This is a genomic window from Micromonospora sp. KC606 (assembly GCF_004348675.1).
GTDB lineage: Bacteria > Actinomycetota > Actinomycetes > Mycobacteriales > Micromonosporaceae > Micromonospora.
Window position 1 is genome coordinate 1 of the sequence record NZ_SMKN01000135.1, and the last position, 15,933, is coordinate 15,933.

General features: G+C 73.3%; 14 protein-coding genes and 1 pseudogene. 8 read left to right on the plus strand and 7 right to left on the minus strand.

What is annotated here, in order from left to right:
* A partial coding sequence (locus tag E1193_RS21870) for a M4 family metallopeptidase (protein ID WP_132185060.1) occupies positions 1–2,253 on the plus strand: 2,253 nt, incomplete at its 5' end.
* Between the two features lie 110 nt (positions 2,254–2,363).
* Positions 2,364–2,552, plus strand: a pseudogene (locus E1193_RS21875) (enoyl-CoA hydratase-related protein); the annotation flags it as partial.
* A gap of 152 nt (positions 2,553–2,704) precedes the next feature.
* Here E1193_RS21875 and E1193_RS21880 read toward each other — a convergent pair.
* Positions 2,705–2,950, minus strand: coding sequence for a hypothetical protein (locus E1193_RS21880; protein ID WP_132185061.1), 246 nt, complete (start codon positions 2,948–2,950; stop codon positions 2,705–2,707).
* A gap of 280 nt (positions 2,951–3,230) precedes the next feature.
* Positions 3,231–3,719: an MSMEG_6728 family protein gene (locus E1193_RS21885; RefSeq protein WP_132185062.1), complete on the minus strand. Its 489-nt coding sequence runs from the start codon at positions 3,717–3,719 to the stop codon at positions 3,231–3,233.
* 87 nt (positions 3,720–3,806) lie between these two features.
* Here E1193_RS21885 and E1193_RS21890 point away from each other — a divergent pair, with 87 nt between their 5' ends.
* Positions 3,807–5,618 carry a potassium channel protein gene (locus tag E1193_RS21890; protein WP_132185063.1) on the plus strand — a complete coding sequence of 604 codons (1,812 nt, stop codon included), beginning with the start codon at positions 3,807–3,809 and terminating at the stop codon, positions 5,616–5,618.
* Positions 5,619–5,641: 23 nt separating this feature from the next.
* On the opposite strand, the gene E1193_RS21895 is transcribed toward E1193_RS21890, so the two are convergent.
* Both E1193_RS21895 and E1193_RS21900 read right to left on the minus strand, forming a co-directional pair.
* The gene (locus E1193_RS21895; protein WP_132185064.1) at positions 5,642–6,880 is read right to left on the minus strand and encodes an APC family permease; all 1,239 of its coding nucleotides are present in this window, start codon (positions 6,878–6,880) and stop codon (positions 5,642–5,644) included.
* A 10-nt stretch (positions 6,881–6,890) separates the two neighbouring features.
* The gene (locus tag E1193_RS21900; RefSeq protein WP_132185065.1) at positions 6,891–7,652 is read right to left on the minus strand and encodes a phosphatase PAP2 family protein; all 762 of its coding nucleotides are present in this window, start codon (positions 7,650–7,652) and stop codon (positions 6,891–6,893) included.
* Between the two features lie 121 nt (positions 7,653–7,773).
* On the opposite strand from E1193_RS21900, the gene E1193_RS21905 reads away from it, so the two are divergent.
* The gene (locus E1193_RS21905; protein ID WP_132185066.1) at positions 7,774–8,982 is read left to right on the plus strand and encodes a DUF4032 domain-containing protein; all 1,209 of its coding nucleotides are present in this window, start codon (positions 7,774–7,776) and stop codon (positions 8,980–8,982) included.
* A gap of 70 nt (positions 8,983–9,052) precedes the next feature.
* Here E1193_RS21905 and nagA read toward each other — a convergent pair whose 3' ends face one another.
* From nagA to E1193_RS21920, 3 genes are read right to left on the minus strand one after another with little or no spacing between them, the layout of a single operon-like run.
* Positions 9,053–10,162 carry an N-acetylglucosamine-6-phosphate deacetylase gene (nagA, locus tag E1193_RS21910; RefSeq protein WP_132185067.1) on the minus strand — a complete coding sequence of 370 codons (1,110 nt, stop codon included), beginning with the start codon at positions 10,160–10,162 and terminating at the stop codon, positions 9,053–9,055.
* The gene (locus E1193_RS21915) at positions 10,147–11,196 is read right to left on the minus strand and encodes an ROK family protein (RefSeq protein ID WP_132185068.1); all 1,050 of its coding nucleotides are present in this window, start codon (positions 11,194–11,196) and stop codon (positions 10,147–10,149) included. Before E1193_RS21915 ends, nagA begins: the two co-directional genes overlap by 16 nt.
* Positions 11,193–12,122 (minus strand): sugar isomerase, encoded by a 930-nt coding sequence (locus E1193_RS21920; RefSeq protein ID WP_132185069.1) that lies wholly within the window; start codon positions 12,120–12,122, stop codon positions 11,193–11,195. Before E1193_RS21920 ends, E1193_RS21915 begins: the two co-directional genes overlap by 4 nt.
* Positions 12,123–12,320: 198 nt before the next feature.
* Between E1193_RS21920 and E1193_RS21925 the strand changes: the two genes are divergently transcribed.
* The 4 genes from E1193_RS21925 to E1193_RS21940 all read left to right on the plus strand — a co-directional run bounded on the left by E1193_RS21925 (position 12,321) and on the right by E1193_RS21940 (position 15,885).
* Entirely contained in the window at positions 12,321–13,106 is a 786-nt protein-coding gene (locus E1193_RS21925; protein ID WP_132185070.1) for a DeoR/GlpR family DNA-binding transcription regulator, read from the plus strand.
* 207 nt (positions 13,107–13,313) lie between these two features.
* The gene (locus tag E1193_RS21930) at positions 13,314–14,237 is read left to right on the plus strand and encodes an ATP-binding cassette domain-containing protein (RefSeq protein ID WP_207922801.1); all 924 of its coding nucleotides are present in this window, start codon (positions 13,314–13,316) and stop codon (positions 14,235–14,237) included.
* Positions 14,234–15,247: an ABC transporter permease subunit gene (locus E1193_RS21935; RefSeq protein ID WP_132185072.1), complete on the plus strand. Its 1,014-nt coding sequence runs from the start codon at positions 14,234–14,236 to the stop codon at positions 15,245–15,247. Before E1193_RS21930 ends, E1193_RS21935 begins: the two co-directional genes overlap by 4 nt.
* Before the next feature lie 200 nt (positions 15,248–15,447).
* A complete protein-coding gene (locus E1193_RS21940; RefSeq protein ID WP_132185073.1) occupies positions 15,448–15,885 on the plus strand; it encodes a DUF3263 domain-containing protein in 438 nt (145 codons plus the stop codon).
* The last annotated feature ends 48 nt before the right edge of the window (positions 15,886–15,933 follow it).

The following is a 15,933-nucleotide window of genomic DNA, read 5'->3' on the forward strand; positions in this document are numbered from 1 at the left end:
GCCAGCCTTCTCCGCGGTAACCCCGGTGCCGTCCAGGGCGCCGTCGGAGAGGCGTACCAGGCGGTCCGCACGAAGGTGGACCCGAACGGCGCGTCACACACCCGCTACACCCGCACCTATCGGGGCCTCCGTGTCAACGGCGGTGACTTCGTCATCCACACGACGCCCAACGGCACCTACGCCGGCTCCTCCGTCGGCCTGGCCGCCCCGCTCACCGTCGCCACCACCCCCAAGCTGACGGTGACCAGGGCCAGAGTGGTCGCCAGGAAGCAGTTCAGGGGCAAGCTGGAGAACGTCGGCACGCCCGAACTCTTCGTGGACGCCAGCACCGGCACGGGTCGCCTCGCCTACGAGACGGTGCTCACCGGCTGGCACACCGACGGGCAGACCCCGTCCCGCTTCCACGTCATCACCGACGCGGTCAGCGGCAAGGTGATCGGCAGCTACGACGAGATCGAGATGATCGCCGGCACCGGCCAGAGCGTCTACTCCGGCACCGTCGGCATCGACACCACGCTCTCCGGCAGCACGTACTCGCTGGTCGATCCGGTGCGTGGCAACGGCTCGACCTGCGACATGAACAACGGCACGTCGACCTGCACCACGTTCACCAACTCCGACAACACCTGGGGCGACACCAACTCCCGGCAGAAGGCGGCGGTCGACGCGCACTTCGGTGCGGCCAAGACGTTCGACTACTTCAAGAACGTGCACGGCCGCAACGGCATCTTCGGTGACGGTCGGGGCGTGCCCAGCCGGGTGCACTACGGCAACAACTTCAACAACGCCTTCTGGGACGGCGCCCGGATGACGTACGGCGACGGCGTCGGCAACGCCCGGCCGCTGGTGGCGCTCGACGTGGCCGCCCACGAGATGAGCCACGGCATCACCGACAACGTGGTGCCCGGCGGTCTGACCTACTCCGGAGAGTCCGGCGGCATCAACGAGGCCACCAGCGACATCTTCGGCACCATGGTGGAGTTCTACGCCAACACCGCCGCCGATCCCGGTGACTACCAGATCGGCGAGAAGATCAACATCAACGGCGACGGCACGCCGCTGCGCTACATGTACAACCCGTCGCTGGACGGCTCGTCCGACAACTGCTGGAGCACCGGCACCAGGAACAAGGACGTGCACTACTCCTCCGGCGTGGCCAACCACTTCTTCTTCAACCTGGCCGAGGGCACCGGCGCCACCCCGTACGGCACCTCGCCGGTCTGCGGTTCCGCCCCGGCGGTGACCGGCATCGGCCGGGCCAAGGCGGAGAAGATCTGGTTCCGGGCGCTCGACGTGTACTTCACGTCGAACACCGCGTACGTCAACAACACCACCCCGTCGAACACGGCGCGGGCCTACACGCTGCGTGCGGCCACCGACCTGTACGGCAGCTGCTCCACGGAGTACAGGGCCGTCCAGGCGGCGTGGACCGCCGTGACCGTCGCCGGCAACGACGCGCCCTGCTCCAGCGGCAACGACTTCTCCGTCTCGCTCTCCCCGACCTCAGGCTCGGTCGACCCGGGCAGTTCGGTCAGCACCACCATCGGCACCACCGTCACCAGCGGCAACGCGCAGACCGTGACGCTGTCGGCCAGTGGCCTGCCGGCCGGCGCGACCGCGTCGTTCAGCCCGTCGTCGGTGACCGCCGGCAACTCGTCCGTGCTCACCATCACCACCACGGCGAGCACCCCGGCCGGCACCTACCCGGTGACCGTCACCGGCTCCGGCACCGCCACCCGGACGGCGACGTACACGCTGACCGTCAACGGGACCGGCGGCTGCGCCAACCAGGGGCAGAAGCTCACCAACGCCGGCTTCGAGTCCGGCACCACCCCGTGGGCCTCCACCTCGGGCGTGATCGGGACGTTCACCGGGCAGCCCGCCCGCACCGGAACCCGCAACGCCTGGCTGAACGGGTACGGCAGTACCCGCACCGACACGCTATCCCAGGCGGTGAGTCTGCCGGCCGGCTGCACGTCGTACCGCTTCAGCTTCTGGCTGCACGTCGACTCGGCGGAGACCGCCGGCAGCGCGTACGACACGTTGAAGGTGCAGGTGCTCAACCCCTCCGGCACGGTGCTGGCGACGCTGGCCACCTACTCGAACCTGGACAAGGCCGCCGGGTACGCGCAGAAGGTCTTCTCGCTGGCCCCGTACGCCGGCCAGACCGTGACCCTGAAGTTCGCCGGGGTGGAGGACGCCTCGCTCCAGACGTCCTTCGTGGTCGACGACACCGCGGTCGACGTCGCCTAGGCTGACCTGGCTGCGGCGGGCCCGGCGGCCACCCTCGCGGGTGGCCGCCGGGCCCGCGCCGCTATGGTCGCCGGACGGGTCGATGCGGAGCGGCCGGTGCGGAAGGAGCGGTGGCGGTGTCGGAGGCGGAGCTGACCGTTGAGGTGACCGGCGCGGTGGCGACGGTGACGATCCACCATCCGGCGCGGCGCAACGCCATGACCCCGGCCATGTGGCGGCAGTTGCCGGTGCTGCTGGACGGCCTGGAGGCCGACCCGTCGGTGCGGGCGCTGGTGCTGACCGGGGCCGGCGGCACCTACTCTCGTCGTGACGGATAGCCTCTCCCACCTGGGCGGCCGGCGTCTACGTGCCAGGGCGCGCGGCCAGAACGGCCCCGGTCGGGTGGGGCCGGCGGGCGCCGCGCCGGAGGTGTACCCCCGGACGCGGCCCCCTGTGCCCGCCGGCCGGTCCGTCACCGCCCGGCCAGCGACGCCCAACTCGGGACGGCCGGCTCGCGCCGCAGCGGCATGCCTGCCTCGGCCGGCGTCCGGTCACCCTTGCGCTGGTTGCAGGCGTAGCAGGCGGCGGTCGTGTTGCGCCAGGTTGGAAGACTCCGAGCACCTGGTCCGGCTCGGCCTCGTGGATCGCGGATCGCGTGCTGAACGGTGACCCGGTGCAGCGGGCCGAGATCGGCGTTGATGACGAGGACGGCGTCCACCGGGCTCTCCCTTCACTTTCGGCGGTAGACAGGGCCGGACAGCGCAAAACCGCCCGGTCCGGACAGTGGACGGGCGGCTGGGCGCGTGTTCCGCACGCGTCAGGCGGGCCCCCATTCCGGGGATCGTCGGCTCGGTGACGGTCGACGGGCAGCGCCGACCACGCGCACCCAGGTGCGACAACGACATGGCGGACTCCCGGATGACTGGTTGACCTTGCGCGATCACGGTAGGTCGACCTCGGAGACGGGAGCAACGTATTTCGATCCGGTCTCCGCCCGATCAGCGGTCCGGCGGCAGACAGCGCCGTTGCCGGTCCGAGACCGGCCAGACGTACGCCAGGTCGGTTGGCACGTCGCCGAACAGCGGTCGGTAGTGCTCCGGGTCCTTGCGCAGCAACGACGAGCGGTGACTGCGGTGCAGGTCCTCCCGACCCAGCCAGGGCGGCAGCTCACCGGCCTCGGCCAGCTCCGCCTGGCGGCGGACGGCGGTGAGGCCGCAAGCGGTCGTCAGTTCGGTCACCAGGCTGCCGGCACAGGTGTCCGCCCGGCCCGGCGCACACCAGACGGCGCACACGTCCAGCCCGTACCGGGTCAGCGCCTCCTCGTAGCCAGCCCACATCCGTACCGCCGGGTGGTGGCGCCAACCGTAGTCCGGCCGGGTCAACCCGCGCAGCACCTGGAGCGTCTCCACCCGCTGCTTGCCCAGCCGCCTCTGGTCCAGCGTCCGGGCGCTGGCCAGGAAGTCCGGGTACGGGAGGAACGTCTGCATGACGCTGCACTACCCGCCGACAGACGGGACATGCCTCCATGATCGACGGGGCTGCGCGCACCGCGAGCGGCTGACTACGATCCCGGCATGGTGGAGCCCCAGCACGACCGCGCGCGCCGTCCCGCCGGGCTGCGGCTGTGGCGCGGCGCAGACCACCGCCGGCACTACGTGATCTGCGGTCATGACCCACTGTCGTACTGGGTGACCCGGGCCCTGCTGACCCCGGAGCTGGCCGCCGGCCGGGTTCGCATCACCCTGATCGTGCCGGAGCGCCGCCGTGACGGGCCGGACGGCCGGGAGCTGGACGGCGTGCAGGTCGTCCGGGCCGACCGGCTGGACGAGGCGACGTTCCGGCGGGCCGGCCTGGCCGGGGCGGCCGGGCTCGCCCTGCTGCACCAGGACGACGTCGGCAACATGCACGCCGCGCTCTGCGCCCAGGAGGTGGAGCCCCGGCTGCGTCTGGTGGTCCGGATGTTCAACACCAGCCTCGCCAACGGCCTGCGGGAGCTCTTCCCCGACTCGGCGGTGCTCTCCGACGCCTCGATGGCCGCTCCGGCGTTCGTCGCCGCCGCGCTCGGCGAGGTCGCGCCCACTCACTTCCGGCACGCCGGCCGCACCCTGTACGTCGCCGAGCGCGACGACGTGCGCCCGACCGACGTGGTCTGCGGGTTGGCCGTCACCACCGACCCGGATCTGGTCCGGGTGCTGCCCGCCGACGAGCAGTCGGCGGACGTGGTGCTCGCCGAGGCGACCGGTCAGCCGGCCGGGACCGAGGTGGCCGCCCGCCGGCTGGTCCGCGCGCGTCGCCGACGGCAGCCGCTGGCCGCGCTGCTGCGGGCGGTCCGCAGCTTCGCCACCCGCAAGATCGGCATCGCGGTGCTCCTGCTCCTGGCGATGATCGCCGGGCTGGGCTGGCTGAACGCCCGCGCGACGGACGTGAGCTGGGCCGAGGCGATCTACCTGACCCTGGTCACCACGCTCAGCGGGCAGGACCCGGACGTCACCAAGCCGGCCGCCGCCCAGATCATGCAGGTGGTGCTGAACCTCGCCGGGCTGGCGCTGATCCCGCTGATCACCGCCGTGGTGGTCGACGGCATCGTCAACGCCCGGCTCGCCCTGCACTCGGGCCGGATCCAACCGGACCGCACCGGGCACGTCGTGGTGGTGGGGCTGGGCAACATCGGCACCCGGGTGATGGCCCAGCTGCGTGACTTCGGTGTCGAGGTGGTGGCGATCGACCGCAACGCCGACGCGCGGGGGGCGTCGCTGGCCCGGCGGCTGGGCGTGCCGATGATCATCGGGGACGCGGCCCGGGAGGAGACGCTGCGTTCCGCGTCGGTCGAGCACTGTCAGGCACTGGTTGTGGTCTCCACCGACGACGGGGCCAACCTGTGCGCCGCGTTGACCGCCCGTGGCCTCAACCCGGAGCTGCGGGTGGTGCTGCGGCTCTTCGACGGCGACTTCGCCGAACGGATCCAGAAGGCGTTCGGCATCGGCATCTCGCGCAGCGTGTCGTACCTGGCCGCGCCCGCGTTCGCCGCCGCGCTGCTGGACCGGGCGGTGATCGCCACCATCCCGGTCAACCGGCACGCGCTGCTGGTGGTGGAGGTGCCGGTGGTGGCCGGCGCCCCGCTGGACGGGCGCCCGCTCTCGGCCGTGGCCCGCCCCGGCGAGGTACGCCTGCTCGCCCACACTCCGGCCGGGCAGCGGACCGACTGGACGGTCGACCCGCGAATGGTGATCTCGGCGGGGGACCGGTTGACCGTGGTGGCCCGGCGGGCCGGGCTGTCCGCCCTGCTTCGCGAGACGACGCCGGCCCCGCCGCAGCCTCCCGCACCGCCGGCCGGTCCACCAACCCCACGCGTCCCCAGGGCCGAGTCCTCGGCCGACGGCGCCTGACCGTCTGCCGCGAAACGGGTCGATCAGGCGCCGAGCCGGCGGACGGCGTACCAGGCGGCGCCGAGGGCGAGCACGGCGAAACCGGCGAGGACGCTGCCCAGCGGCAGGTTGACCGCGAGCAGCAGGCAGCCGACCAGCCCTGCCACCGCGAGCGCCCGCACCGGGAGCCTTCGCGCCGGGTCGCGCCCCAGCCGCAGTGCCGAGGCGTTGGTGATCGCGTAGTAGACCAGCACGGTGCAACTGGAGAAGCCGATCGCCTGCCGGACGTCACCGAGCAGGACCACCACGATCACCACGGCGGCGACCGCCAGCTCGGCTCGGTGCGGAACCTGGCGCACCGGATGCACCGCGGCCAACGCTCCGGGCACGTCGTGCCGGCGGGCCATCGCCAGCAGCGTCCGGGCCACCCCGGCGAGCAGGGAGAGCAACACGCCGGTCACCGCGATCGTCGCGCCGGCCCGGACCACCCAGGCCAGGCCGGGCAGCCCCGCCGCCGTCACCACGTCGACCAGGGGCGCGGCGGAGGCGGCCAGCCGGTCGGCGCCGAGCACCCCGACCGCGACCACGGCGACCACCAGGTAGACCGCCAGCACCACGCCGAGGGCCAGCGGCACGGCCCGGGGGATGGTCCGCTGCGGGTCGCGTACCTCCTCGCCGAGGGTGGCGATCCGGGCGTACCCGGCGAAGGCGAAGAAGAGCAGCCCGGCGGCGGTGAGCACCCCACGGGCGGAGCCGCCACCCGCGCCGAGCCGGTCGACCTGGACGTCACCTGCGGTCAACCCGCTCACCACGACCATCGCCAGCACGGCCAGCACCAGGGCCACCAGTACGGTCGTCGCGGTGGCCGTCTTGCCGATGCCGCCCAGGTTCACCGCGGTCACCGCGAGCACGGCGGCGACCGCGGCCAGCCGGGCCTGCCCCGGCCAGAGGTACGCCCCGATGGTCAGCGCCATCGCCGCGCAACTCGCCGTCTTGCCGACCACGAACCCCCAGCCGGCCAGGAATCCGGCGAACGGGCTCAGTCGCTCCCGCCCGTACACGTAGGTGCCGCCCGATTCGGGGTGCCGGGCCGCCAGCCGGGCCGAGCTGGTCGCGTTGCAGAACGCGATGAAACCGGCCACCGCCACCGCCACCAGCAGGCCCGCGCCGCCGGTCGTCGCGGCGGCCGGGGCGAAGACCACGAACACGCCCGCGCCGAGCATCGACCCGAGGCCGATGACGACCGCTTCGGGTACGCCCAACCGCCGTCGGAGTTGACTCATGGGCGGGAGGTTAGGTGATCGAGGTGAACGGGCTGCCCCAGGCCCGCATCCGGCCCGGCAACGGCACGCCGTCCCACGGCACCCGGCGCAGCAGCCGGTCCAGCAGCAGGCCGAGCAGCAGCCCCGCCACCGAGTCGGTCAGCCAGTGCCAGCCCAGGTAGGTGGTGGTGAACAACACCACCAGCGGCGGCGCCACCCGGATCGCGGTGGCCAGCCGGGGCGGCATGCCGCGGCCCACGGTGCGCAGCAGCGGGACGAGCAGCAGGGCGATCACGCCGTACCAGACGATCGCGTTGGCCACGTGCCCGGACGGGTACGACTGGGCGAAGCGCACCGGCAGGTCGTGCTGGAACATCGGCAGGGTCTGCTCGGGCGACAGGTACGGCTCCTTCACGCTGGCGCTGGGCGCCGGGCGCGCGGTCCACACCTTGAGCGGGCCGATGGTCAGGGTGGTGAGCGCGAACGCCAGCACCGGCGGCAGCACCGGGCGGACCGAGCGGAGCCGGACCGCCAGCAGCACGCCCAGCCCGGCGGCGAGGAGCGTCAGCGGGGAGCCCTGGCCGAGATAGTTGAAGACCACCGCCGCCCGGAACGCTGCCGTCGGCCGGTGCGCCTGCGCCCAGTCGGCGACCGCCCGGTCCACGCCGAACAGGTGCCCGGTGGCGAGCGCCACGGTCAGGGCGACCAGCCCGGCCAGCAGGAGCGCGTCGCACCACCACCCGCCGGGGCGTACCGGCCGGGGCACGCCACGTACCCCCGTGGTTTCCCGCACGCGATCACGCTACCGGCCCCGCGGCGGCCGGTTGGCGCGGGCCGGGCGGACGGGCGCGCTCGATGTGTGCCGAGCCACGATCGGAAGCGCTCGGCGGGGGACACCCTTCACACTTGTCCCCGTGCGGATCACCTCGGCTCTCGTCGACCCGGCGCTGCTGGACCTTCCCTGGTCGACACCGCTGGAGCAGTGGCCTGCGCACCACCTGGTGGCGCTGCCCCAGGGCATCTCCCGGCACGTGGTCCGGTTCGTCCGGCTCGGCGACTACGTGTACGCGGTCAAGGAGACCGGCGAGCGGGTCGCCGAGCGGGAGTACGACCTGCTCCGCGCGTTGGAGCGGATCGACTTCCCGTCGGTGGAGGCGATCGCGATCGTGGCCGACCGGCAGAGCGACGACGGGGAGCCGCTCGCGCCGGTGCTGATCACCCGGCACCTGCAGTTCTCGCTGCCGTACCGGGCGCTCTTCTCCCGCACGCTGCGGCCGGAGACCATGGGACGGCTGCTGGACGCCCTGGCGGTGCTGCTGGTGCGGATGCACCTGACCGGCTTCTTCTGGGGCGACTGCTCGCTGTCGAACACCCTGTTCCGGCGGGACGCCGGCGCCTTCGCCGCGTACCTGGTCGACGCCGAGACCGGGGCGCTGCACCGCTCGCTCTCCAACGGGCAGCGCGGCGAGGATCTGGAGATCGCCCGGGTCAACATCTTCGGCGAGGCGCTGGACCTGCAGGCCGCGGGGCTGCTGCACGAGTCGATCGATCCCGAGATGGTCTGCGAGGAGGTCGTGCAGCGCTACGAGCGCCTCTGGCACGAGATCACCTACGAGCAGCAGGTGGAGCGGGAGGCCCGGCACGACATCGAGGGCCGGATCCGCCGCCTCAACGAGCTCGGCTTCGACGTGGCCGAGGTGGCCATGTCGACCGTCGACAACGGCCGCTACCTGGTCCGGCCCAAGGTGGTCGACGTCGGCTACCACACCCGCCGGCTGCTCCGCCTGACCGGTCTGGACGCCGAGGAGAACCAGGCCCGCCGGCTGCTCAACGACCTGGACGCCTACCGGGTGGAGAGCGACCTTGCCGACGAGCAGCAGGCCGCCCACCGCTGGCTGACCGAGGTGTTCGAGCCGGTGGTCCGGGCGGTGCCGGTGCACCTGCGCCGCAAGCTGGAGCCGCAGGAGATCTTTGCGCAGATCATCGAGCACAAGTGGCTGCTCTCCGAGCGTGCCGGCCGGGACGTCGGCATGGGCCCGGCGGTGCAGTCGTACCTGTCCGAGGTGCTGGTGCACCGGCCCGACGAGCAGGCCGTCCTCGGCGTCGAGGTCCCCTCGGCCTGACCGTGTCGGCGGGCGGTGCCGGATCGTGCGGCGCGCACGAGGGGCGAGCGGCCGTCAGGTGTGCCCTGCGTCACTCCACCCAGGTGCCGGCGCGCATCACCCGGACCACGTCCAGGTCGTCGTCGAGGACGACCAGATCGGCGCGGAGACCGGCCTGGAGCGCACCGACCTGGTCGCCGAGCCCGATCGCCCGGGCCGGGGTGGTGGCGACCATGCGGACGGCGTCAGTCATCGGGATGCCGCTGCCGGCGGCGTGCCGCAGTGCGGCGTCCAGGGTGAGGGTGCTGCCCGCGATGACGCCGTCGCCGGCCAGTCGGGCCACCCCGTCGGTGACCAGCACCTCCTGGCCGCCCAGCTCGTACCGGCCGTCGGGCATGCCGGCGGCGGCCATCGCGTCGGTGATCAGAGCGGTCCGCTCCGGGCCGGCGGTGGCGGTGGCGAAGGCGAGCATGCCGTCGTGCAGGTGCACCCCGTCGGCGACCAGCTCGCAGACCACGTCCGGGGCCTGGAGCAGGGCCACCACCGGGCCCGGCTCGCGGTGGTGCACCGGCCGCATCCCGTTGAACAGGTGGGTGCCGACGCTCGCGCCGGCCGACACGGCGGCCCGGGTCTGCTCGTACGTGGCGTCGGTGTGGCCGACCGCCGCGACCACCCCGTGCGAGGTGAGCAGTTTGACCGCGTCCAGCGCGCCGTCCCGCTCGGGGGCCAGGGTCACCATGCGGACCGCCCCCGCGCCCAGTTCGACCAGCTCGGCCAGCTCGTCGGTGGACGGGTCGCGCAGGAACTCCGGGTTCTGCGCGCCGCAGCGCGCCGCCGACAGGTACGGCCCCTCGAAGTGGACGCCGGCCAGCACGCCCTCGCGTACCAGCGGGGCGAAGGCGGCGGTGGCCGAACGCATCAGGGCGAACGGGGCGCTGACCAGGCTGGCCAGCAGGGTGGTGGTGCCGTGCCCGAGGTGGAACGCGGCGGCCTGCCGGGCGGAGTCGGCGTCACCGGTGGTGAAGGTGTGCCCACCGCCGCCGTGGGTGTGCATGTCGACGAAGCCCGGCACGATCCAGTGCCCGTCCCGCTTCGCGGGGTACTCGGCCACCGCCCTGATCCGGTCACCGTTGATCTCCACGCACCCCTGCCGGATCACGCCGGTCGGGGTCACCACCTTGCCGGTCACCCGCAGGGCCATGGTTGCTCCAGACTGTCGAAGGCGAGCAGGGCAGCGCCGAGGCAGCCCGCCTCGTCGCCGAGGGCCGCCGCGACCAGGCGCGGCTCCCGGTGGAAGGTGATCCGCTCCCGCAGCGCCGACCGCAGCGGGTCGAACAGCCGCGCGCCGGCCCGGGCCAGTCCGCCGCCGATAACCATGGATTCCACGTCGAACAGCGCCTGCGCGGTGGCGAGCCCGTCGGCGAGCGCCTCGACGGCCTCCCGCCAGACCCGCCCGGCCAGCTGTTCCCCGGCCGTCGCCCGGTCGGCCACCTCGGCGGCGCTGAACGCCACGCCGTCCCGCGGCACGTCGACCAGGCGCGGGGTCGTCGTACCGCTGCCTCCCGGCCGGTCCGACGCGCCGGCCTCGCCGGGGGAGGGGACGGCTGGCCGGGTCAGCTCCGTGTAGCGGCGGCCGATCGCCGAGGCCGACGACACCGCCTCCAGGCAGCCGGGCCGCCCGCAGCCGCAGCGCGGCCCGTCGGGGCGAACCAGGATGTGACCCAGCTCGCCGGCGGCACCGTGCGCGCCGGCGGTCGCCGACCCGCCGGCAATGTGGGCGGCGGCGATGCCGGTGCCGACGGCGACGAAGAGGAGGTGCCCGACCCCCCGGCCGGCGCCGAGCCGGGACTCGGCCAGGCCCCCGACGCGCACGTCGTGGCCCAGCGCCGTGGGCAGCCCGGTCCGGGTGCGGGCCAGCTCGCGCAGCGGCACTCCCCGGAAGCCGAGGTTGGACGACCAGACCGCCACCCCGGCGGTCTCGTCCACCAGGCCGGGCACGCCGATGCCGCAGGCCACCGGGGTTCGCCCGTCGGCGCGGGCCTTGTCGGCCAGCCCTTCCGCCACGTCGAGGATGGTGTCGACCACGGCGGTCGGGCCGCGTTCCGCCCTGGTGGGATGCCGTTCGGCGTGCAACGCCGTGCCGTCCTGGCGGACCAGGGCGCACTTGATCCCGGTGCCGCCGACGTCCAGCGCGACGACGACCGGCTCACCCTGCCCGGCGGGGGTGTCGGTCACGCGAGGACCACGGAACGGCTGAGGTGCCGGGGTGCATCCGGGTCGAGACCCCGGCTGGTGGCGAGCGCGACGGCGAAGCGCTGCGCGAGGATCAGGTCGGCCATCGGGTCGACCGGGGTACGCCCCGCCGCCCAGCTGCCCAGCACCGCCCGGCAGCCGTGGTGCCGGCTGTGTACGAACGCGGCGCCGGTGGCCGCGACGTCTTCGGGCAGACCGTCGGGCAGCTCGCCGAACGCCCAGACCAGCCGGCCGGGGCCGGCGATCGAGATGGGACCGTGCCGGTAGTCCATCGCCGGGTAAGCCTCGGCCCAGAAGGTGGCTGCCTCCCGGCACTTGAGCGCGGCCTCCTGGGCCAGCCCGACCGTCCAGCCCCGGCCGAGGAAGGTGGCCTGCCCGATGCGGGCCGGGTCGATCGGCAGCGGGGCCCGGACGGCCACCTCGGCGTCCGCGGCGAGGGCTTCGACGTTGTCGCCCAGGTGGGCGCGGAGCAGCGCCAGCGCGGTGGTGGCGAAGCGGGTCTGCACCACCGACCGCTCGTCGGCGAAGGGCATGGTCACGGCCGCGTCGGCCAGCGCGACGGCGGGGGAGGCGGGGTCGCCGACGAGGACCGTGCCGGGCACCCGGCCGCGCAGCGCGGCGAGCAGGTCGAGCACCTCGGTGGTGGTGCCGGAGCGGGTGATCGCGATCAGTCGGTCGTAGCGCCGGCCGGCAGGGAACTCGCTGGCCTGGAAGGCGTCGGTCTCGCCGAGGCCGGCGCGTTCACGTAGCCCGGCGTACGCCATCGCCATGAACCACGACGTGCCGCAGCCGACGACGGCGACCCGCTCACCGGGGCGGGGCAGGTCGGCGGTGGCCGTGCCGGCGAGCCGGGCCGCCTCCCGCCAGCAGTCGGGCTGGCTCGCGATCTCCGTGTCGACGTACGCCATGAGAACTCCTCGTGCCGGGAGGCGGTGCGCAATACGGCTCGTTACTGCCTTCTTTCGCGCGTTATTCTGCGCGCGCGAGGCCGACCGTGGCAACCTGCTCCGACAACGCGCAGGACGGACTTTTGCCCCCTCGTAGTTTCGCGCACTACTGTGCACGCAATCAATCACCATCCGTGCAGAGTCAACGGAGGCCCCGCGGTGGACCGGTACGCCAGATGGAACACTCTGCTCGAGATGCTGACCGACAGCGGCCGGGTCAGCGTCGAGGAGGCGGCCGAGCGCCTGGACGTCTCCCAGGCCACCATCCGGCGGGACTTCGACCAGCTCGCCCAGCAACAGATGATCACGCGGACCCGGGGTGGCGCGGTCGCCAACGGGGTCAGCTACGACCTGCCGCTGCGCTACAAGACCGCCAAGCACTCGGCGGAGAAGCAGCGGATCGGCGCGGCGGCCGCCGCGCTGGTCTCCCCCGGCACCGTGGTCGGCCTCAACGGCGGCACCACCAGCACCGAGGTCGCCCGTGCCCTGGCCGTCCGCCCCGACCTGAACACCAGCGCCGAGGGCGCCCAGCTCACCGTGGTCACCAACGCCCTCAACATCGCCAACGAGCTGCTGGTTCGGTCCCGGATGAAGGTCGTGGTGGCCGGCGGGGTGGTGCGGCCGAAGTCGTTCGAACTGGTCGGCCCGCTGGGTGGGGCGCTGCTGCGCGAGGTCACCCTGGACGTCGCCCTGCTCGGCGTGGACGCACTCGACCCGCAGCTCGGCGCCGCCGCCCACCACGAGGGTGAGGCGGCGATGAACAACCTGATGGTGGCCCGGGCCAAGCGGGTGGTCATCATCGCGGACTCGTCCAAGCTCGGCGGGCACGCCTTCGCCCGGATCTGCCCGGTGGACCGGGTCGAGACGCTGGTGACCGACTCCGGCGCGTCGCCCGAGGTCGTCGAGGCGTTCCGGGCCGCCGGGGTGCACGTGATCTGCGCCTGACCCGGCTGGCGTCACCGGGCGGCGGGCGGTGACGAACCGGCGATGCATACCGGGTATTGCCCTCTACGCCATACCGAGTATGGTGTCCGCTGTCACGCCGTCCAACGGGGGAGGCACAGCTTGTCCGCTGTCCTGGAGATCGAAGATCTACGTAAGACATACAAGAGCCGCCGACGCGGCGACCGCCACGCGCTGGACGGCTTCGACATGCTGGTCGAGGCGGGGCAGGTGCACGGCTTCCTCGGCCCGAACGGGTCGGGCAAGACCACCACGCTGCGTACCCTGCTCGGCCTGATCCGGCCCGACGGTGGCCGGATGGCCGTCCTCGGCCAGGAGGTGCCGGCGGGGCTGTCCACGGTAACCGGCCAGGTCGGGGCGATCGTGGAGAGCCCGCAGTTCTTCCCGCACTTCACCGCGCGGGACACGCTGTCCCTGCTCGCCGGGGCCGGTGAGGTGCCGGCCACCCGGGTCGACGAGGTGCTCGAACTGGTCGGTCTGCGCGACCGGGCCGGCGAGCGGGTCAAGACGTACTCGCTCGGTATGAAGCAGCGGCTGGCCGTCGCCTCGGCCCTGCTGAAGAACCCGAAGCTGCTGATCCTCGACGAGCCGGCCAACGGTCTCGACCCGGGCGGCATCCGGGAGATGCGCACCCTGATGCGCGACCTCGCCGAGTCCGGGATGACCGTGGTGCTCTCCAGCCACATCCTCGGCGAGATCCAGCTCATCTGCGACTCGGTCACCATCATCTCGCTGGGCCGGCGGGTCGCCTTCGGCCCGGTCGACCAGGTGCTCGCCGCGCACTCGCACGGCGCGGTCCGGGTTCGCCTGGACACCGCGGAGGACCTGGCCGCCGCCGCCGAGGTGCTCGGCCGCAACGGGGTGCCCGTCGCCCGGCACCCCGACCACCTGATGCTCAGCGGCGTGGAGAAGCCGGCCTCGGTGAGCCTGCTCCTCGCCGAGCACCACCTGTACGTCAGCGAACTGGCCCCGGTCTCGGTGGACCTGGAGAGCGTCTTCCTGGAGCTGACCAACACCGCGCCGGTGCCCGGCCAGCACCGCCAGGTCGACGAGTCCGTGCAGATCGGCGGGGCGGAGAAGTCCGGTCGCGCCGGAGGGGGTTGGGGAGCATGAGCCTGTACGTCACCGAACTTCGCCGGCTGGCCAAGCGCCGACTGACCCGGGTGATGCTCGTCCTGCTGGTGCTCGGGCTGACCGGTGTCGCCACCGCCCTCGCCTTCTCCAGCCAGAAACGCTCCCCGGCCGTCATCGCCCAGGCCCAGGTGGAGGCGGACGCCCAGTACCGGCAGGCCACGAAGGACTGGGAAAAGATGATCGCCGAATGCGATGCGGCCCAGGCGCGCGGCGAACAGACCGAGGACCGGTACGGCCCGAACTGTGGCCGGGACTGGCAGCCGCAACCGGAGATGTTCGATCCGGAGTGGAGCCTGCCGTACCAGTTCGACTTCCGGGGCGAGTTCAGCCGACTCGTGGCGGTCTTCGCCGGGGCCGTCGCGCTGTTCGGGTTCGTGGTCGGGGCGTCCTTCGTGGGGGCCGAGTGGAGCACCGGCGGGATGATGAACCTGCTGCTCTGGCGGCCGAAACGGCTGGCCGTACTCGGCTCCAAGCTGGCCGCGCTGCTGAGCCTGCTCGCCGGGGTGACCGTGCTGCTCGGCGCGCTCTGGACGGCGGCCTTCTGGCTGATCGGCAGCACCCGCGGCACCACCGCGAAGGTCACCGCCGGGGTGTGGCAGTCGGTCGGCCTCAGTGGCCTGCGGGCGCTCGCGATGATCCTGGTGGCGGGCGCGGTGGCCTTCGCGCTCGCCTCACTCGGCCGGCACACCTCGATGGCACTCGGCGTCGCGGTCGGGGTCGCCGTGGTCAGTGAGATCGGCATCCGGATCGGTACGGGGATCGCCGGTGTCCGGTTCGCGGACCGGTACGTCCTCTCGACCTACGCGATGGCCTGGTTCGAGAAGCAGTGGAAGCTGATCGACCACGACTCGTGCCAGTTCGTGCAGGGCGCGTGCGAGCCCAAGGAACTGATCGTCACCTGGCAGCAGTCCGGCCTGCTGTTCGGGCTCGCTGCGGCACTGGTGCTGACCGCCGCATTCTGGATCATGCGCCGGCGCGACGTGGCCTGACCTGCCCGGATGGTGTGCGACGGCCAGACTGCGGGCCGTTTCGCACCGCTCCCGCCAGGCGGAAGCGGCTGCCCCGAGGCCCGTACCGACACCGAGTCGGTGCGGGCCTCGTCCGCTGCGGTCGTCGCCCACCCTGGCTAGGCTGGATGTCCCCCGGTCGGCCCCCGCCACACCGGACGTCCGCCCCGCTGAGGAGCGCCATGCCCCCCGCCGACGCCGTCCCGGCCGCCGCCGACCGGCCCGAGCCGCCGCCGGGTCGCATCGGCACGGACGTCGCCGGGCGGTCCGTCCCGCCACCACGCCCCGTACCCGAGGTCGAGATCACGTCGGCCGCCGCCGTGCCCGCCGTGTCGGCGGAGGCCGCCGCCGTGCCCGCCGTGTCGGCGGAGGCCGCCGCCGTGCCCGCCGACGTCCTGACGGAGCGGGAACAGCGGATCCTCGCCTTCGAACGACAGTGGTGGCGGCACGCCGGGGCCAAGGAGCAGGCCATCCGGGACACCTTCGGCCTCTCCGCCACCCGCTACTACCAACTGCTCAACGCCCTGCTGGACCGGCCGGCCGCGCTCGCCGCCGAGCCGGTGCTGGTCGGGCGGCTGCGCCGGCTGCGCGCTTCGCGCGCCCGCACCCGCCGCCGCTGACGGGCATGGGGCACGCCACGGCGGGTAGCCCGGGCTCGGGGGTGGGAC